Below are 19,138 nucleotides of genomic sequence, written 5' to 3'. Positions count from 1 at the left end.
CGAACAGGGGGATTATTAAGAAGTATGTACTATTATCAGAATTTTGAATAGAGCGATCGCCTGTCTTTATTTTTAAGCTCTAAAGCCCACCCAATAAATATTTTACTCAATCTTTCATCTTATTTAAAGCTGGGAAATTAATTTGCTAATATTAACTTTTGTAATCAGTTAAAAGTTTTTTCAAGATGATTATCCGTGAAGCCAAGTTAACTGATGCAGCAGCGATCGCATTTGTTCACTATGATAGTTGGCAAACTACATATCGTGGACTGTTACCTGATGACTATATTGATAAACGATTATACGAGAAACACAAAAATCATTGGGAGAACAGTCTAGGCAAAAGTACTGAAAAAGAGACAAATTATGTTACTTATGTAGCTGAAAACCCTGATAGAGAAATTGCTGGTTTTATAGATGGCGGCTTGGAAAGAAGCAACAATTCAAGTTATCAAGGTGAAATATATGCCCTGTATATTTTGGAAGATTATCAACGCCAAGGTATCGGACGTAATTTAGTTCAACAAACAGCATCCCAACTATCTCAATCGGATTTGACTTCAATTTTAGTCTGGGTTTTGAAAGATAATTCAGCAGTTAAATTCTATCAAACTCTTGGTTTTCAAGAAGTTATAGTTAAAAAAATAGCGTTAATCTTAAATAAATTGTGATTAAGATCGTTTTGGATAGTAGGTTAAACAATTAAAATTTAATAATACAATTTCTGAATTATTATTATGATTTTAATTATTTTACTTATAATATTTTTGATTATTACTTTCCCCGCATGGATTGTTTTATGGGTAATGATTTCAGCATGGATATCAGAAATCTTTGCCATGATATATTCAGTATTTGTTTTTTTAATAAATATATTTAATATTTTAAAAGAGATAATAATTTTCTTTGCTCCTTATTTTATTGGGACATTAGTTGCAATTACATTTCTTTTGGTAATTTTTGCTTTGGCAAAAGAATTATCTTTAAAAATATTAAAACGACAAAAATAATACAAGCATGAACCAGCTTAAAGTCAACAGTAGTGAGTTTGTAGAAATTGCTTATGAATGGAATGACATCCAAGTCTTGATTGCAAAGTAGTTTTGTAAAATAGAACAAACAACAATAATATTCAGGCAAAAAAAAGACAGGTTTTGTACCTGTCTAAATGTTATTAATTTAAACCAAGCCTAGAACTGAATTAATTAGAAATTCATTTCTGCCGCTTGAACTCTTTCTACTTGTTTCTTCTTAATAACTAGTAGAATTTGGCAAATCATAATACCGCCAGCAAAAGCCATCAAGCCAGCAATACGAGCAGGACTTTGCAGAACTACTTCGGTATCCATTTGTCCAAAACCGCCAACGTTGGGATTGTTAGTTAAAGCTTCGCCCACAGCAATTTGCTGTCCTTCAGCCACGATTAATTCAGGACCGGCTGGAACAGTATCAGTTGCAGTGCCATCTTCAGTATTGATAGTAACTTCGTAACCACCAGCTTCTTGAGGTGCAATAGAAGCAATTGTTCCCGCAGCAGAAGCTTTAATTTGGTTGTTGTTGCTTGCTTCACCAGTAGGATATATTTGACCGCGTCCTCGGTTAGCTCCTAAGTGAACTGGATACTTACCAAAACGGATATTTTTGTCTGTCTTGGGATTAGGAGAAAGTACGGGGAAAGTAATTTCTTGATACTGATCTCCAGGAAGAGGTCCGACAAGAACTACGTTATCATCGCCTTCTTTGTATTCTTGGAAGTAAACACCCGCCGATTCCTCCTTCATGGATTCAGGAATACGGTCTTCAGGAGCGATTTTAAATCCTTGAGGCAGCATCAAGACTGCACCGACGTTCAAACCGCCTTTTGAACCATCTCCAAGCACCTGTTGACTTTCTAAGTCGTAAGGGATCTTGACTACGGCTTCAAATACAGTGTCAGGTAAGACTGACTGCGGAATTTCTACTTCTGCTTCTTTTGCTGCTAGGTGACAGTTAGCACAAACAATTCTGCCTGTAGCTTCTCTAGGAGTTTCTGGAGCAGTTTGTTGCGCCCAAAAAGGATATGCAGCAGCCGACTGGGAAATAGCAATATCACTAGCAAAGAAAATAGCAATAGTCGCGATCGCCACAACGGCAGATTTAGCAATCACCTTTTTGGCAAATTTAATAACTGCCAATGGTTTCAATGTTCTCATTTGTTTGATCGATAATCCCAAAAAGATTAATTTTATGAATAAATATTTGATGTTGATAAAGAGACTCAAAATCCACGGGTAAGGAAATTTTTTTATTTCCTCATCCCTCATTTTTTATCTTTCATCCTTTCTCTACACCCAATAAGGTTTTTTGTCGGTACGAAAATCTGTTTCTGTCCACTGACTAAATATTAGTTTGTCATCTTTTTCTTCAGCATGAACTAGTTGCAATGATAAAGGTGCAGGGCCTCTGACTACCTTACCAGCCTCGTTATACTGAGAGCCATGACAAGGACAGATGAATCTGTTTTCACTAGTATTCCAAGGCACTACACAACCTAAGTGAGTACACACGGCATTAATACCGTAGTTGCGTAAGGTAGAATCTCCTTCAACTACAACATAGGTAGGATCACCTTTAAGACCTTGTGCCAAAGTGCGATCGCCTGGCTGATGTTCGGCTAAAAATTCGCTGACAACAAGATCGTTGCCTAAAGCGTCCTTAGCAGTTACACCGCCAGCACCACTACCGCCAGTGTTAGGAATAAAATATTTTACAACTGGATATAAAGCTCCCAAGGCTACTCCTGTGATTGAGCCAAAGGTGAGCAAGTTCATGAATTGTCTTCGCCCCAAATCAGGGACATCATTGTCGTCCATGTTAGGAACGTTGCCAGAAATTTGAGCCATAACTAACTATAGATAAATTGTATTTTTTGTAAACTAGGATTATGAACCAATGTATTAAATTATTACAGAGATTGAGTATCGATTCCACTCCAAGTTAGTTTCTTTTTTAATAAAAATATGATTACAGGCGAACAATTACACCAGCTTTTATTAGAAAAGTGGGGCTGTTCCTATGATGTGCAACTAAGAAAAGTCAAGGGCCGAATTTTTGTGCAGGTAATGTGGAAATACCTTGAACAAGCCTCTTTTCCCCTGTCTCCTCAAGAGTATGCGGAGAATTTAAATGCGATCGCTAATTATCTCAACGCTTGGAATGGTGTAGAGCAGCTACAGTCTTTTATTCAGAAAACTAAAGAACGTCCTAGATTAGGCAAGGCTGTCAGCCTGCAATTAGATTTGGGTGAACGCAGTTCTGAATGGATTCTGGACGATGTTTAAAGAATATTAAGAAATGTTGCAATGAGATAAATAAGCTTCGTTCTGATAGATTTTGGCAAAAGCTTTAAAAATTCAAGCTAGCTAGTAAACTAATTGTTAGCGAAAACAGCTAGAGGAAGCATGGAAGGCAAACGAGTCGGCGTGATCGGTGGTGGACAATTGGCTTGGATGATGGCAGCAGAAGCACCAGATCTAGGTATCGAGATAGTTGTGCAAACTCCCAACCAAGATGATCCAGCCGTATGTCTATCTGAGCAGATAATTTTAGCTGACGTGGATGATGCGGATGCCACAGCTAAATTAGCCAGTATGTGCGATGTTGTTACTTTTGAAAACGAATTTATCGATCTAGAAGCGTTACAAAAACTAGCTCAATCAGGAATATGTTTTCGTCCTAGCTTAGATACTCTCGTGCCTTTACTAGATAAACACGATCAGCGTAGCTATTTAAAAGATATTGGTATCCCAGTACCCAAATTCAGCCTATGGTCATCTCAAGAGAGTGGAACAAGCGACTTACAAAGGCGCGTTTCCTCTCCTCAAAGTGATATTGAATCTAACTATGGATTTCCCGTAGTTTTAAAAGCTTGTCGCCATGGTTACGATGGACAAGGAACTTTTATTATTAAGGATGCTCAAGCTTTAGCTACACTAGACCACAAAGTTTCCGTACAGGAATTGCTAGTAGAGGAATTTATTCCCTTTGAACGAGAATTAGGTATTATTGCTGCTCGTAATGCTTCTGGAGAAATTGCTGTTTATCCTGTTACCGAAACTCATCAAGTAAATCAGGTATGTCACTGGACAATTACTCCTGCCAATATCGATGATCGGGTTGTAAAGGAAGTAAAGGCGATCGCCCGTACCATTTTAGATAGACTCAAGGTAGTTGGCGTATTTGGCATTGAATTTTTTCTCACCAGTGATAGTCGAGTTTTAGTCAACGAAATTGCACCCCGCACCCACAATTCGGGACACTATACCCTAGATGGCTGTCATACCTCTCAGTTTGCTATGCAGTTACAGGCAGTAACAGGTTTACCTCTGGGTTCAACAGAATTAAAATCCGCAGGTGCTTTGATGGTTAACCTATTAGGTTACGAAGAATCTGAGTCTGAGTATTTAGAAAAACGCACTCAAATTTTGCAAGTTCCTAACTCTTTTGTTCACTGGTATGGCAAAACATCTCATCCTGGTAGAAAATTAGGTCACGTTACAGTTATTTTGGATGCGGAACAACTACCTCAAGCCAAATCAATTATTCAACAAATTGAATCAATTTGGTATGAGAATTAATAAATAGCAATCGCAATTCAATTGAAGAATTAAAAAATTGCTTAAAAATCACAAAACAATGATAAATGCAACATTTCCAAGATGCCAATAGTTTTGAGAATAGGAGCATATCGTTTTTATTTCTACAGTTACGAACCCAACGAAGGTCAGAAATTGACGAAGATTTGAGTACCTAGGGATTATTACGAGGCGCACCAGCACCCCGCAGCCAGTTTCAGGTAAATAGCTAGATAAATGCGATCGCTTTATAATCGGGCGATCGACAATTATTAATTAATAACGGGCATTTGTAACGAAATGCAAAGTATAATAATCAAATTAGGTCGTGAAATATACCGACTTTTGTACAAACCATTATTTGAGATTAGTATTTGTAAATGCGAGTTGCGATCGCCGGAGCAGGATTGGCAGGCTTAGCCTGTGCCAAGTATTTAGTCGATGCGGGACATCAACCCATCGTTTTAGAGCGTAGAGATGTTTTAGGTGGCTTAGTAGCCGCCTGGAAAGATGAGGATGGGGACTGGTACGAAACAGGTCTGCACGTCTTTTTTGGAGCGTATCCAAATATGCTTCAGTTATTTAAAGAATTGGGAATTGAAGATCGGCTTCAGTGGAAAGAACATACTTTAATTTTTAATCAGCCAGAGAAGCCAGGAACATATTCTCGTTTTAATGTTCCGAATATTCCTGCACCCTTCAACGTTATTATCTCTATTATTCGTAACAACGATATGTTGACCTGGACGCAAAAGTTCAAGTTTGCAGTTGGCTTGTTACCCGCCATTGTGCGAGGACAGCAATACGTTGAGAACATGGATCAATATGATTTACTTGCTTGGTTAGAACAGCAGGGAATCGACGAACGTGTTAACAGCGATATTTTTATTGCCGCTTCCAAGGCTTTAACTTTTATTAACCCAGAAGATGTTTCGGCTACTATTCCTCTAACGGCAATCAATCGCTTTCTTAAAGAGCGTTATGGCTCTAAGGTGGCTTTTCTTGATGGCTCACCCACTGAAAGGTTATGTCAGCCAATGGTAGACTATATCACCGAAAGAGGTGGAGAAGTACGTTTGAATGCTCCTTTGAAGCAAATTATGCTCGATGAAGATGGTGAAGTAAATGGCTTTTTGCTTCGCAGTTTAGATGGTGCAGAAGATGAAATGTTATCTGCTGATGCTTATGTTTCAGCTATGCCTGTTGATGTCTTAAAGTTTATGCTACCGAAGCCCTGGCAAGAAAAAACCTTCTTTAAACAAATGTCTAAACTAGAAGGAGTAGAAGTAATTAACCTGCACCTCTGGTTTGACCGCAAGATTACAGAAATCGATCATTTGCTTTTTTCCAGGTCGCCTTTACTTAGTGTATACGCGGACATGAGTAACACCTGTAAGGAATATGCCGATCCTAATAAGTCAATGTTAGAGCTTGTGCTTGCCCCTGCTAAAGACTGGATTGCTAAGTCTGATGAGGAGATTATAGAAGCTACCATGCTAGAACTCAAAAGACTGTTTCCTCAGCACTTTGAAGGAAATGATCAGGCAAAACTGCTCAAATCTAAAGTAGTTAAGACTCCTCGCTCTGTTTATCGTGCTTTAGCTGGTACACAAACGGTTAAGCCTACTCAAAAAACCCCGATCAATAACTTTTATTTAGCAGGTAGCTTTACCAAACAAGAATACTTGGGAAGTATGGAAGGTGCAGTGCTTTCTGGTAAAATAGCAGCCACTGCGATCGCCCAAGACAATCAGGTCAGTAAACAAATTGACCACAAAGCTACTCCCGTCACAATCTAAATATTTGTTGCTTGTGATTTGTCCCTAGTAGCTAATAGGATGAGACAATGCTAAATGGCTAGGGTAACAAACGCATATAACCCTAACTCCTGCCAAATCAAAGATAGTACATCTGCTTGCTTTGTGAATGTTGCAATTACCAAAAACAAAAACGAAAAAAAATCTAGTCTCGGTAGATGAGGCTTATGAACTCTGTCGTCAAATCACGGCAGAATATGCCAAAACTTTTTACCTTGGTACTCTATTGATGCCGAAGGAAAAAAGCAAAGCTATTTGGGCAATCTATGCCTGGTGTCGTCTGACAGACGAGTTAGTAGACGGTGCTAAGGCACAATTCACTACTAACGAAACTTTGGCAGAATGGGAACAACAGCTAGAATCCATCTTTGCAGGATATCCCCTAGATGATACGGATGTAGCACTAGTTGATACCATCCAGCACTATCCTATGGGCATTAAGCCTTTTCGGGACATGATTGCGGGTCAAGAAATGGATTTAGTCAAAAACCGCTATCAGACCTTTGATGAACTTCAATTATACTGTTATCGCGTTGCGGGTACAGTAGGCTTAATGTCCAATGCAGTATTAGGTATTGGGGCAGATGCCAATGGTGTGCCTTGGGAAAGAGAAAAGCCCATCTATGTACCAACCCAAGAAGCTATCTCTTTAGGGATGGCAATGCAGCTAACCAATATTTTGCGAGATGTTGGGGAAGATGTGCAGCGCGATCGCATTTATCTTCCTCTTGAAGATCTTCACGCCTTTAACTATACAGAGGCAGATCTATTAGCTGGAGTAGTTGATGAACGTTGGAAAGCCATGATGAAATTCCAAATTAAGCGCGCTAGAAAGTATTATAAACAAGCAGAAATAGGTATTCGCTATCTAATTCGTGATTCTCGCTTACCAGTGTGGGCTTCGTTGATGCTTTATCAGGGTATTCTTAATGAAATTGAAGCCAATGGTTATGATGTTTTTAAGAAAAGAGCTTTTGTGTCAAAACCCAAGAAAACTCTTTCTTTACCCATAGCTTGGTTGAGGGCGCAGGTATTGTAATTTTTGTTGGATGGGTATTTCGAGCTAAGCTGGAACAATAAAAAAATTACCAATAACAAGAATTACTTATGATATTTCGATTTATAGCAATATTGCTAGTTTCAAGTCTTTTTTGGCTAAGTAGCTGGATCGTGAGTCCCACAGCAGAAGCAACGACTTCGATCAAATTGTCCAATCTTACTTATGAACCCTGTGCTGGAGATGATGCTAATGGCAGCGTTGCTAGCGGAGATCTTAGACCAGCTAATTGTTATACCATTAAAGGTAAAGCCAAAAACACATCAGGTAAAACCGTAGTGGATGCCGATGTATTTGGGCGTATATATGATGCCAATGACAATTTAACTTATGAGAATCGGGGGCGCGTTGGCACAATAGAAGAAATTCCGCCAGGAGTCAGCGACTTTGCAATTAGAGTCAGTGTTCCTGCAAACCAACCAACACCTCTAAAGCTAAAAAACTTTAAAGCTTCTGGGTTTGCAGGAAAAGTTCGCCCTTACTATTACGACGATTTTGAGTACGATAACTAAAAATTAAAATCCGCTAGCCAAAGATGCAGCAGAGTAAGATGCCAAAGAGCCTTGTACAATCTGCAAGAGAAATATCGCCAAAATTGCTGAGATATCGATCCCGCCGAGAGGTGGGATAATCGAGCGAAAGATATTGAGATAGGGATCGGTTATAGGACTCAAGAAAGAAATAATTTGTCCTGCCCATTCAGCAGTTTGAAACCAAGAAAGCAAAATTCTAACAATCAATAATACAAAATAGATATTAAGAAATTGAACGAGACTAGTAATTACTAAATTCATAAATTTAAGCAACTCCGAAGTAAATTAATATTTGGTTTGGTGTAATTATCATAACTCTACTATTTTAAAGGGAAAGCTATGCAGATAGAAATACAAATCGGGTTAGTAATTACCGACAATCATACAATTTATAGTAAAGAAAAATTAATTGTAAAGGTGCTGCCTTGATTCAGTTGAGAGCGGACTGTAATATTGCCGCCCATTCCTTCGGTGAGAGTTTTGACAATTGATAACCCTAATCCAGTTCCACCAGCGCGGTTACGAGACTCGTCTACACGGAAAAAACGTTCAAAAATGCGCCCTTGTTGCTGTAGGGGAATACCTACTCCGCGATCGCAAACTTGAATAACTGCTTGATTGTTGTGTTTATCTAATTCTATGGTTATTGGCGTTTGGGCATCGGAATACTTGACCGCATTGTCAATCAAATTTAGCAATACCTGTTTAAGGCGATGACTGTCGGCTTTGATCGCAATTTCTGGAGCAGAGGAATTAACTGTAATCGTTCTTTTACTATACTGTTGTGCCATGCCAGCTACTTCTTGAATCAGATCATTTAGCACAACTTTTTCTGACTGAAACTGAATTCTACCGCTATCAGCCCGCGCTAAATCTAATAGATCTTGTAATAACTGTACAGTGCGATCGGCTTCTGATGCAGCGATAGTCAAGGCTTCTTTTTGCATTTCCGATAGGTTGTCACCCCGCCTTAGAATACTTTGAATATAGCCAGAAACAATTGTTAGGGGAGTACGTAACTCATGGGAAACATTGCTTAGTAATTCTCGTTGATGTTCCCAAGCTTCGGACAATCTAACTAACATCTGATCGACGGTTTGGGCTAGTTCTTTAACTTCAGTCGGGGCCTGCTCCAAGTTGAGATGAGCCTGGTCTAGTTTATCAGCCGAAATTGTCGCCGTGAGCTGACTAACCTTTTTAAGAGGCTGCATTGAACGGTCAATATACAGGGCAATGATCATGGTCATAGCTGCGATCGCAATTATCGTCGCTACAGTTAAGCTACGAATTAAATGCCGAAACATGACCTGATTTTCAGTAATATTGTGTGCCAAATATAATGTGCCTAAATTGACATCTTTGACCTTTAATGGCGTAGCACACATTAACCAATAGCTTCCATTTAGGTCTTGAACGGTGGGGATTGAAGGCACATTTTTGACAGCTAAGAGAATATTACCAATTTCTGCCTTATTTAAGGCAGTAGACCTAGCTGTTATTTTACCTGTAGTATTCTCGATCCAGATAAGCTGATCCTTGGTAGATAGACTATCAATTGCTCTTTGAGCGCCTGTTTCTAGAGGAATCATTTCGCTATATATCTCAACGTCCATAGGAAAGCGACCAGCAATATAATCCATATTCTCTTTGTGTGTCGAGACGAGAATATGCTGCATTTTGGCACTTGTCCAAGCTGCTAAACTACCTAATCCTAATGCTGCCACCGCAGCAATGCCAACTGTTAATCTTACTTTTAGTGAAGCTGTATCAAATACTTTTCCCACTGTTTTGGCTAAACGATCCTTCTTCTGACTGGCGACATGATTAACTTTTCGTCTAAATATAGTTGTTTGATTAACCAAATCAGAAAGTTCCATTGAGTTTATTTTGTTGTCGCTAGTTTGGTTAGATTAACTATGACTAACGATCCTTAAAAAATGATGAAAACTTTCTGATAAATCTATGGGAATTTTTTTATGGCTAAATTCTGATTTAATTCTATTGCGTCCTTATTGTCTACAATAAAGCTAAATTAATATTTTTATAACGATCTAATTTTCTGATGGTACAAACACCTGTAAAACAAACAAACCAAGAATTAGCCATTTTAGCCGTAGATTTAATTCGTCAGGCTGGTTGTGAATATGGCGATATTCGTGTTTGCCACTATCGTAAACAAAGCTTATCGGCGCGCGATCGCTCTTTGAGCAGATTGTCTGACAACGTTAGTTCTGGCTTTGGGGTAAGAGTTTTATTAGATGGTGCCTGGGGTTTTGTAGCTTCCCATCGCCTGACTCCAGAAGAAATTACTAGAGTGGTTAACCTGGCTATTGAAACCGCTAAAGGCAGTCGGCTTACTCAGCAAAATCCGATTAAGCTAGTTCCTGTAGAAGCCTATAAGGATAAATATATTACGCCAATTCAAATCGATCCCTTTGAAGTGCCGATCCAAGAAAAAGCAGAATTGCTGTTAAATATCAATGATAAATTTCTCAGCTATGGAGAACAAGGCATCAAAAAGGCCTATTCTTTTCTAAGTTTTGGCAAAGAAGACAAAATATTTGCCTCTACCGTTGGTTCGGTAATTGAGCAAACCATTTATCGCAGTTTTCCTGGCATGGGCTGTACGGCGATCGCCAATGGAGATGCTAAAAGCAGAAATTATGAACGCCCGCCCCTCAATACTGGTTATGAACATATTGATCCAGCAGATTTATTAGGCAACATTGAACGAGTTGCTCATGAGGCAGTTGAAAAAGCTTATGCCCCAGAATTAACTAGTGGAGGTAAGACAACTCTAATTTTAAAACCAAGTAATTTATTTCTTACCATTCACGAATCTGTAGGACATCCCACCGAGTTGGATCGAGTCTATGGTTACGAAGCCAACTTTGCTGGTACAAGCTTTGCTACAACCGATCGACTACACAAGCTACAATATGCAGCGCCTTGGGTAAACTTGGTTGCCGATCGCACTCAACCTCAAGGACGTAGCACTATGGCTTATGACGATGAGGGTGTACCAGCGCAGCGTTGGCATATAGTTAAAGACGGCATTCTAAATGACTATCTAACAGATAGGGAAACTGCTTATCGTTTAGGTAGAGGTAGCAGTAACGGTAGTGCTTATGCCGATAGTTGGTCAAGCACGCCGATGGTACGTATTCCCAATTTAGGACTAGAGCCAGGAAAACCAGACGATAGCCATACTGCAACTCTAGAAGAAATGATTGCTGACACAGAAGATGGCATTTTAATTGATGGTATCGGTAGCTATTCTATCGATCAGCAACGACGTAACTTTCAGTTTGGGGGTGACGCTTTCTGGCAAGTGAAGAATGGCAAAGTAACTAAAATGCTCAAAAACATTACCTATCACAGCATGACCACCGACTTTTGGAATAGCATTGATGCTCTTGGTGGTGAATCGGAATTAGTTCAGTGTGGCACAAATATGTGTGGCAAAGGAGAACCAATGCAGATAGCTCAAATGACTCATGCTTGTGTGCCTGTCAGGGTGAGAGATATTCATGTTGGTAGGGCTTCTTAAAATAGCAGCTTAAAGTAGAGCGATCGCTTGGTAAAATGTATTTTTTTTTAGTTAAATATATTTCCTGCAAATGATTGTGCCTGTAGTTTAGACTAAAAAAATCAGCATAAAACATTTTAGCTATTTTAAGCTGAAATGTGAAACTAAGCAGAAAAATAAGCTTTAAGCAGCCTCTTGCTTGATCTAGTTGCTTTTTCCCCTTTTTTCTTGAACCTTTTCCTAAATAAAACCAATCAATAAAAAAGGCTTAAACGAGAAGTATTAGTCACAGTAGTATACAATACTTCTTAAGGAAATAGCTTTGCTCTTCACCCGATCATCACAGGTTAATTAGCACGTAACATTAGTTATTTAAAACTGCCAAAATTCTGCTTGATAATTGCCAAATGTTGATTCTACTTGGCAAGCTTAATTAAATTTTCAGCCTGAACTTGGGGGATAGGAGCAATTGGCTCGACTGCAACCTGGGTAACTTATTGTGGGCATAACTCTCTAGCAACCCATAAAACATTTATATCGGTAATTAATCGATCATCATTTAAACTATAAGTGCGATCGCTTTGGTTAAAATTGCCGTTATTTTTTAGCTTTTGGTGAGTTGTATAACCCCAGATGCGAACATAACCAGCATCAATATTTACCTGTACTGCTAAGTAGTAATCTGCTGTCCATCCAAGAATGTCAATCCATTCTTGAGCAACTCGTAACTCACTTAAATCTTCCGCCTCGGAGGGAATCAAAATTAGTTTGGCATCTTTGAGCTTAATTGCCGTGCCGTTGACCATTTCCCAAATATCAGCCTGAGTAGATCTATTAAACTCAGTCTTGGCTGTGGCATCTTCTTTTATCTGTAACCAGGGCAAAAAGACGTTTAAGGTTATCTGATTGAGATACCTTTGCCAGCGACTACTAGGGTTAGGAGTGTTTTGGCTTTTCCAAGCTGCTTCTACTGTAGCTGGCTCAAGTTCCAAAACTAATTGAGTCGGGTTAAACAAACTTTGGTCGGCAGCAGTCATCAACTTACTCCTAGTTAAAATCTTAAAATATTATTTCTTATTGGTCGCTGCCCTAATAACTAGCTAACCATTCTTCTAATAATGAGCTTATGTTGTCGAGTATGTCCGATGTCAAAGATATATGCAGTTTTTCTTGAGTCCGTTGTGATAAAGCTTTAGTAACTTTTCTGGCTTTAGATAGTTGGCGAGAAATTGTGTATTGTTGAGTTTTCAATTCCTGGGCAATGTCTGCCTGTTTGAGTCCTTGCGAGTAGTAAAGCTTTAGTAACTTTTGCGACTCTGGCTTTAATTGAGCAACAGCATCAATTAAAAATTGATTGATATCTGTTTGCTGTTGACCTCGCTGCTGTATTTCCTTTTTGGCAATCATGTCGCTCAAAAGAGAGTCATCTACTTCGCCCACAATAGAATCAACAATTTCTCCCGATTCATATCCAGGTTTGGGCTTATTAATAGATATAACGTCAGGAAATAAAAAAGAACGAGCAGCTTTAGCGCAAATTAACATCCATTTTTCTATATTTTCGGCAGTAGCGGCTTGTGTGGGTTGCCGTAATTGGCTTTGACGCTTTTGGTTGTGGAGAAAGGCGATCGCTTTCCAAGTTTCAGGTTCAGGCTTTGGCAATTGGCGAATTGAACTATCTTGTGCTACACAAATGATCTTTAAACAAGTCCAAGCTAAAACGTAGCTTTCGACTACTTCAGGATTGAGTCTTTCACTAGTCAAAGCTTCTACAACTTAATTTTTAAAATAACAATTTATTTGCAGGGCGATGAGTGGCAATTAGTCCAAGGAAACAATTCTGGCGACTGTCGGCAGACCATATATTAAGTTAGACAATCAGGGGCAAAAAAAGATTCTCAATCTGACCCAGAACATCAACTACCTAGGACGAGATCCTAAGTGGGCAAATATGCAAGTTCCTAGAGAATGGAAAGTTGTTTCTCGTAGGCAAGCTATTATTGTCAAAGAAGGTAATAATTTTCGGCTCTATGATGGCGATCGCCACAGTCAAAAACCTAGCGGTAACGGTATTTTTATCAATCAATTATGGATAAATCTTACCGAAGGACATATTCTTAAAAACGGTGAGTAATTATAGGTTAGTCAAGATCCTCGTCAGCAGATAATTTTGACCTGCTATAATCCGAAGCGTAGTGAAATGAATATGCCTAGGGTACGACGCTTAAATTTTAAAGGATTGCAGAATTGGTCTGTGAAATTGGGGCGATCGCATTGCCTTTATGGGCTTAGGAGGTAGTCTTTGTTACTATGCTCCAAAATCAGCAATCAGCTTTTTTCAACAGCATTCAGGTAATTTTCTAGATGAGAAATTTGACGACTTTGCCGATATTTATATCGAACTTAATAAGGGTAAAAATAAAGCAGCGATCGCCGAAAGAGTCAAGTATTGGACAGAAAAATATACTAATTCTCCAGAATATAAGACCTATATTCAAAATTCTTTTTCTCCAGGCAAAGAAAATCAGCAGGTAGCCAAATCAAATGTCTCTAAAACAGGTGTTTCAGCTTTAGCTCAACTATCTCTACTCTGTCAACGCTACTGGAAGTTAGTCAGCAGAGATACCACTAGCTTAGTGCTGACCTTGTTAGCTAGTCCAGTTACTATCGCCTTAACTGGCTTACCGTTACGTAATGAACAGCCTTTAAGGATTGTTGTCCAAGCGTTACCCAAGCCTCTCTAGCACTACGATTGCTGTTTATCTTTAGCTGTGTGGCTATTTGGATTGGATTGTCTAACTCGATTCGCGAAATAGTCAAGGAAAGGGCAATATATTTTCGTGAGCGGCTACTTAATCTTGGTCTATTGCCTTATGTTACCTCAAAACTTTTTATTCGTGGTGGTAGAAGCGATCGCTCAAACTATTTTAATTACTGCTGTAGTCTTACTGATTTTTGAAGCTTTTCAATCTAATTTAATCTCGTGGTCAGTCGGTTTCGCTATCACTACTTTTTTGACTCTACCAGCTAGCACTAGTCTTAATTTAATGCTTTCTGTATTGGTTAAAACTGAAAATGGAGGTAATGGTATTTTACCTTTAATAATGATTCCTCAAATTATTTTTTCTGGAGTTTTATTTACTTTAAAAGGCTGGCCTTGCAAACTCTCTTGGTTAATGCTTAGTCGCTGGTCAATTGGAGCATATGGTTCGTTAGCAAACGTTAACGCTATGGCGCCAAAACCAAACTTAACTTTAAGTCTCCAAATGCTGAATGAAATATTCAAATCCACTCCTGTATACAATGCCACGTGGGGAAATCTAGGTTTGAATTGGGGAATTTTGATTGCTCATACCCTAATTTATACAACTATGGCTTTGATAATACAGCGACGAAAAGATATTTTTAAATTACGCATTTTTTGCTTAGGATTTTTGACTATTATCTTCATGCCTAGTAAAGTTTGAGTAAAGCAAGAGATAGTTTTACGTAAAGCCATTGACAGCACCATAAAACTTGAGTTATACATTGTTAATGACTTACGTATTATTCCGTAAATGGAAACACTGAGTTTTTATTTTAGTTATTATTTATGCAAATACTTATTAGTGTTTTTTGAAGCTCAATTATCCTTTAACCAGGATGCTGTCAAATTGGTGTTAGTTAGAGCATTTAGTTTTATGACTAATTATGTTAAATATTAGTAAGACTACTTCCTAATATTTAAGCGATTTGATTTAGAACTTTAAACTAAACCAATTACCAACGTTATGTTAGACAAGTTTTCCAGTACTCCAGACTATGGAGTGGGTAAAAATTATTTGAATAATGAGATAGCTAAGGGTAGAGATCTTAGATCTCCAGGATATTTAAAGTTAGCCGAGAAAGAGTTTTCCTACAGATTCAAAATAATTGTTTTGCTTGTGCTGGATAGTTTATCACTCTGCCTAGGCTGGTCTATTTCTTTGGGTCATAGCTGGCATCAATTTAGTTTGATTACAGTCTGGCAAAAGCCTGAGAAGTATAGCTTGTTTCTAACTGTCCTGATATTTATGCTCTGTCTATTTTATGCCTTTAATTTATACCGTAAGGGGGATAAAAGCAGGAATATTTTTAATTCAATTAAGGCAGTTTTTTTTGCTCATTTATCTATAGCACCGATTATTGTCAGATTTTATAGCACCAGTTATTTTTATCAATTATTAGTGGCGGCGATGGCAACCACATTACTAATTGTTGTTCAACGCATGAGCCTAAACTGGGTTTGGGCATATGCACGCCAAAAATATTATCCTTTAAGGCAGAAAATACTGTTGATTGGCAATTCTGAGGAATTAGAAAAATCTAAGCATCTGTTAGAAACCAGTGAAGTTTATTTAATTGCAGGGCAATTAGACTTATCAGATTTTGATAATGATGAATCGCTATACCTAGCTTTAGATCGAGTAGATTATAAAGAACTTGACGAAGTTTTTATCTGTTCATGGGAAACGATCGCAAGTGCAACCAGCTTATACTGGAAGCTTATAACTGTTGGTGTCAATTGGCGAATCTTACCAATTAATATTAAATTACCAGCAAGACAAGCAGAAATCGACACCATTTTGGGAGTTCCCACAATTAGATTTGCTCATTCAGCAATTGTAGGCATTGATTTTTTCAGCAAACGCATTTTTGACGTAGTGGGTTCACTGTTTTTGTTAATGATTATTGGTCTACCGATGCTTATAATCGCAGCTTTAATTAAGCTTGATTCTTCAGGGTCAATTCTCTATAAGCAAACGCGAGTTGGCTTAAAAGGCAAACATTTTAAAATCTGGAAGTTCCGCACTATGGTTGACAATGCTAGCCAGCTGCAGCATCAGTTGGAAGCGCAGAATGAGATCAAAGGTGGAATTTTATTTAAAATCAAAGAAGATCCTCGTATTACCAGAGTTGGGAAATATCTACGTCGGTTCAGCCTAGATGAGCTACCTCAGCTATTTAACGTTTTAAGGGGGGAAATGAGCTTAGTAGGACCTCGACCTTTACCTGTAAGAGACGTTGCTAAGTTTGCTCAAAATCACTTTTTTCGCCAAGAAGTTTTGCCAGGCATTACTGGATTATGGCAAGTTAGCGGACGCTCAGATACTGGGTCAGATGGGGTATTCAATTTAGATTTTGAATATATCGAGGATTGGTCTTTGGCACTAGATTTCAAAATTCTTTTGCAAACAGTAGGAGTAGTTTTCCGTGCCAAAGGCGCGTACTAAGCTCAAAATAAACAAAATTAATATTAATATAGTAAGTTCATTAATTAAAATTTATGGATTCTAACTTACATTTAGAAGAGTATATAGACTTTAATAAGTATTGGCAGGTATTAAAACGTCGTTGGGTACCTGCAACGGCAACCTTTGCTGGAATTGTGGCACTATCTGTAGCTGCTGCTCTGGCTTCTGAAAAAGTTTATGAGGCTGAAGCTCAACTACAAATTAGACCCGATCGCACCTCTGCTATTCTTAACATTAATGGAGATCCAGACGGTCTTAAAGGATTGACCCAAGATAAAGATCCTTTAGAAACAGAAGCGAAAATTTTTCAATCTCGACCAGTTATTGAAAAATTAATTAAAGAACTGGATCTAAAAAGTGATAGTGGCAAACCTCTAACTTACAAGAACGTAAAAAGCTCTCTTAAGGCAGACCCAGTTTTAGGCACTGATATACTGCAAATTACATACGATAATCCCGATCCAGACATAGCTGTTGCCGTCGTTCAACGAGCCGTAGAGCTTTATTCAGAAGACTATGCTTCGTTTACCCGTAGTGGAAATGTGCGCGCCAAAGATTATGTTAAGAAAGAATTGCCTAAAGCCGAAAAGAGCGTAAGAGAAGCAGAAGAAAACTTACGTCTGTTTCAAAACCGTAATCGCACTGCTAATCTAAACGAGGAAACAACTGCCACAATCGGTTCTATATCGGCAGTTGAAAATGAAATAGATCAGGTAAAAGCACAGTTACAAGATGTTGATGCCCGATACAGCAGATTAAAAAGCCAATTAGGTATGACTTGGCAAGAAGCTTCTGCCGTTAGTTCACTGAGTCAATCTGTTGGAGTACAAAGCACTTTAGAACAGCTACAGAAAGTCAAGTTAGCTTTAGCCCAGAAGGGTAACGTTTTATCTGACAGCTCTCCACAGATTATCAGTTTAAAAGAGGAGCAGGCAGATTTAACTGCTTTACTAAAACAGCAAGTTGCTAGTACGTTAGGATCTCAGCAAAGCTTAGCCAGTAGCGTCAATGTTTTAAGTTTGGGAGAATTGAAGCAGGCTCAGCTAGCTAATTATGCCGAATTAGGACTGCAAAAAGAAGGGTTAGATCAAAGGCTAGCATCTTTACAAAATACCTACACTGCATACCAAAAGCGATCGGATAACTTTCCTCAGTTACAAGAACAACAAAGACAGCTACAGCGAAAAGTAACGGCTGCTCAATCTGCATATGAAGGTCTTTTAAGTAAATCAAAAGAGTTAGATGTGCTTCCCAGTGACATTGATAAAGTGCGGGTAGTTGCTAATGCAGCCATCTTAGAAGACCCGGTAAATCCAAGTGGCAAAATAATTGTTGCAGCAGGAGCTATGATGGGCGTATTATTCGGGATGGCGCTGGCTTTTCTTTTAGATCTCAAAGACAACACAATCAAAAATACTCAAGAAGTTGAGAATATGTTTGCTTATCCTTTACATGGCATAGTCCCTAATATAGATTTACCAGGGCGTAATGATCGGCAACCGCAACTTCCTGGAAGTGCCACACCAGCAAACTTGAATCTTCCACAAAAGCAAAAGCTAGCCAGCGAAGTGTCGATGATGCCTTTGAAAGAAGCGTATCAAAATATACAGGTCAATCTTAAGCTTTTAGATGCTGATGCTAGAAAAAAAGTTATTGCCATAACTAGTTCAGTCCCCCAAGAAGGAAAATCTTCTGTCTCAGCTAATTTGGCAGTAGCACGCTCTGAGTGTGGTCAAAAAATTTTACTGGTAGATGCAGATATGCGTCGCCCAACCCAGCATCATATTTGGGAAATTTCTAACCAAGTAGGTTTAATCGACATTCTTAGGCGTGAGGTTCAATGGGAAGATGCAATCCAAAACACTATGCCTAACTTAGATGTTTTGACTGCGGGATCGATACCAAATAATCCTGTCGCTCTTTTGGATTCTCCAACAATGAGAGAATTTATCGATAGTGTATCCAAACATTACGATCAGATTATCTTTGATACACCTCCTATTAATGGTATTGCAGACACAAAAATTATTGGCAAGCTGATAGATGGCTTTTTGTTCGTTGTCAGACCTGGAGTTGCTGACTATGGCAGTGCTAGTGCAGCGAAAAAAACTTTAGATAGTACTAGACAAAAGGTATTAGGTGTAATTGTTAATGGAGCAGACATGAGCAGAGAACCTGATTATTACAATAGCTATTACTATGCAGAAAAAAGTAATAAGTAAGCTGCTTATGGCGTAATTGCTATTTAAATTGTCAATTGTTCATGATATGCGGATGTGCATTTAAACTATATATTTACTTGTTAAACATTAGCCC

19 protein-coding genes are annotated in these 19,138 nt (G+C 38.5%); 13 read left to right on the top strand and 6 right to left on the bottom strand.

The features are described from left to right. Positions 1 to 185 precede the first annotated feature (185 nt). Positions 186 to 671 carry a GNAT family N-acetyltransferase gene (locus SLP02_RS03455; protein WP_319419258.1) on the top strand — a complete coding sequence of 162 codons (486 nt, stop codon included), beginning with the start codon at positions 186 to 188 and terminating at the stop codon, positions 669 to 671. 66 nt (positions 672 to 737) lie between these two features. Then, the gene (locus SLP02_RS03450; RefSeq protein WP_319419257.1) at positions 738 to 1,010 is read left to right on the top strand and encodes a hypothetical protein; all 273 of its coding nucleotides are present in this window, start codon (positions 738 to 740) and stop codon (positions 1,008 to 1,010) included. A gap of 195 nt (positions 1,011 to 1,205) precedes the next feature. Here SLP02_RS03450 and petA read toward each other — a convergent pair whose 3' ends face one another. Together petA and petC are read right to left on the bottom strand one after the other, a co-directional pair. Further along, complete coding sequence (gene petA, locus SLP02_RS03445) at positions 1,206 to 2,192, bottom strand: cytochrome f (protein ID WP_319419256.1); 987 nt, start codon at positions 2,190 to 2,192, stop codon at positions 1,206 to 1,208. 132 nt (positions 2,193 to 2,324) lie between these two features. Continuing rightward, positions 2,325 to 2,882, bottom strand: a complete 558-nt coding sequence (petC, locus tag SLP02_RS03440) for a cytochrome b6-f complex iron-sulfur subunit (protein ID WP_319419255.1) — start codon at positions 2,880 to 2,882, stop codon at positions 2,325 to 2,327. Between the two features lie 120 nt (positions 2,883 to 3,002). Here petC and SLP02_RS03435 point away from each other — a divergent pair, with 120 nt between their 5' ends. The 5 genes from SLP02_RS03435 to SLP02_RS03415 all read left to right on the top strand — a co-directional run bounded on the left by SLP02_RS03435 (position 3,003) and on the right by SLP02_RS03415 (position 7,999). Beyond that, entirely contained in the window at positions 3,003 to 3,320 is a 318-nt protein-coding gene (locus SLP02_RS03435) for a DUF3067 family protein (protein WP_319423646.1), read from the top strand. 120 nt (positions 3,321 to 3,440) lie between these two features. Continuing rightward, entirely contained in the window at positions 3,441 to 4,616 is a 1,176-nt protein-coding gene (locus SLP02_RS03430) for a 5-(carboxyamino)imidazole ribonucleotide synthase (protein WP_413467318.1), read from the top strand. 377 nt (positions 4,617 to 4,993) lie between these two features. Then, positions 4,994 to 6,412, top strand: coding sequence for a 15-cis-phytoene desaturase (pds, locus tag SLP02_RS03425; RefSeq protein WP_319419253.1), 1,419 nt, complete (start codon positions 4,994 to 4,996; stop codon positions 6,410 to 6,412). A gap of 127 nt (positions 6,413 to 6,539) precedes the next feature. Further along, positions 6,540 to 7,469 carry a 15-cis-phytoene synthase CrtB gene (gene crtB, locus SLP02_RS03420; protein ID WP_319419252.1) on the top strand — a complete coding sequence of 310 codons (930 nt, stop codon included), beginning with the start codon at positions 6,540 to 6,542 and terminating at the stop codon, positions 7,467 to 7,469. 167 nt (positions 7,470 to 7,636) lie between these two features. Beyond that, on the top strand, positions 7,637 to 7,999 hold the full coding sequence (locus SLP02_RS03415; RefSeq protein WP_319419251.1) for a hypothetical protein: 363 nt from the start codon (positions 7,637 to 7,639) through the stop codon (positions 7,997 to 7,999). Positions 8,000 to 8,002: 3 nt separating this feature from the next. Here SLP02_RS03415 and SLP02_RS03410 read toward each other — a convergent pair whose 3' ends face one another. Together SLP02_RS03410 and SLP02_RS03405 are read right to left on the bottom strand one after the other, a co-directional pair. Then, positions 8,003 to 8,281, bottom strand: a complete 279-nt coding sequence (locus tag SLP02_RS03410) for a YggT family protein (RefSeq protein WP_319419250.1) — start codon at positions 8,279 to 8,281, stop codon at positions 8,003 to 8,005. A gap of 128 nt (positions 8,282 to 8,409) precedes the next feature. Next, on the bottom strand, positions 8,410 to 9,897 hold the full coding sequence (locus SLP02_RS03405; protein WP_319419249.1) for a sensor histidine kinase: 1,488 nt from the start codon (positions 9,895 to 9,897) through the stop codon (positions 8,410 to 8,412). Between the two features lie 185 nt (positions 9,898 to 10,082). Here SLP02_RS03405 and SLP02_RS03400 point away from each other — a divergent pair, with 185 nt between their 5' ends. After that, on the top strand, positions 10,083 to 11,570 hold the full coding sequence (locus SLP02_RS03400; RefSeq protein WP_319419248.1) for a TldD/PmbA family protein: 1,488 nt from the start codon (positions 10,083 to 10,085) through the stop codon (positions 11,568 to 11,570). A gap of 473 nt (positions 11,571 to 12,043) precedes the next feature. Here SLP02_RS03400 and SLP02_RS03395 read toward each other — a convergent pair whose 3' ends face one another. Then, complete coding sequence (locus SLP02_RS03395; RefSeq protein WP_319419247.1) at positions 12,044 to 12,586, bottom strand: DUF1822 family protein; 543 nt, start codon at positions 12,584 to 12,586, stop codon at positions 12,044 to 12,046. A gap of 52 nt (positions 12,587 to 12,638) precedes the next feature. After that, a complete protein-coding gene (locus SLP02_RS03390; RefSeq protein ID WP_319419246.1) occupies positions 12,639 to 13,313 on the bottom strand; it encodes a sigma-70 family RNA polymerase sigma factor in 675 nt (224 codons plus the stop codon). Between the two features lie 73 nt (positions 13,314 to 13,386). Between SLP02_RS03390 and SLP02_RS26455 the strand changes: the two genes are divergently transcribed. The 5 genes from SLP02_RS26455 to SLP02_RS03365 all read left to right on the top strand — a co-directional run bounded on the left by SLP02_RS26455 (position 13,387) and on the right by SLP02_RS03365 (position 19,044). After that, positions 13,387 to 13,683, top strand: coding sequence for an FHA domain-containing protein (locus tag SLP02_RS26455; RefSeq protein ID WP_413467317.1), 297 nt, complete (start codon positions 13,387 to 13,389; stop codon positions 13,681 to 13,683). A 148-nt stretch (positions 13,684 to 13,831) separates the two neighbouring features. Next, the gene (locus SLP02_RS03380) at positions 13,832 to 14,293 is read left to right on the top strand and encodes a hypothetical protein (RefSeq protein WP_319419244.1); all 462 of its coding nucleotides are present in this window, start codon (positions 13,832 to 13,834) and stop codon (positions 14,291 to 14,293) included. A gap of 129 nt (positions 14,294 to 14,422) precedes the next feature. Beyond that, positions 14,423 to 15,016: an ABC transporter permease gene (locus SLP02_RS03375; protein ID WP_319419243.1), complete on the top strand. Its 594-nt coding sequence runs from the start codon at positions 14,423 to 14,425 to the stop codon at positions 15,014 to 15,016. Between the two features lie 303 nt (positions 15,017 to 15,319). Next, positions 15,320 to 16,801: a sugar transferase gene (locus SLP02_RS03370; protein ID WP_319419242.1), complete on the top strand. Its 1,482-nt coding sequence runs from the start codon at positions 15,320 to 15,322 to the stop codon at positions 16,799 to 16,801. Between the two features lie 53 nt (positions 16,802 to 16,854). After that, positions 16,855 to 19,044 carry a GumC family protein gene (locus tag SLP02_RS03365; protein ID WP_319419241.1) on the top strand — a complete coding sequence of 730 codons (2,190 nt, stop codon included), beginning with the start codon at positions 16,855 to 16,857 and terminating at the stop codon, positions 19,042 to 19,044. The last annotated feature ends 94 nt before the right edge of the window (positions 19,045 to 19,138 follow it).

Origin of the sequence: Pleurocapsa sp. FMAR1 (genome assembly GCF_963665995.1) — a bacterium.
In the GTDB taxonomy this organism is placed as follows: Bacteria; Cyanobacteriota; Cyanobacteriia; order Cyanobacteriales; family Xenococcaceae; genus Waterburya.
This window is presented reverse-complemented; position numbering and strand designations above follow the sequence as displayed.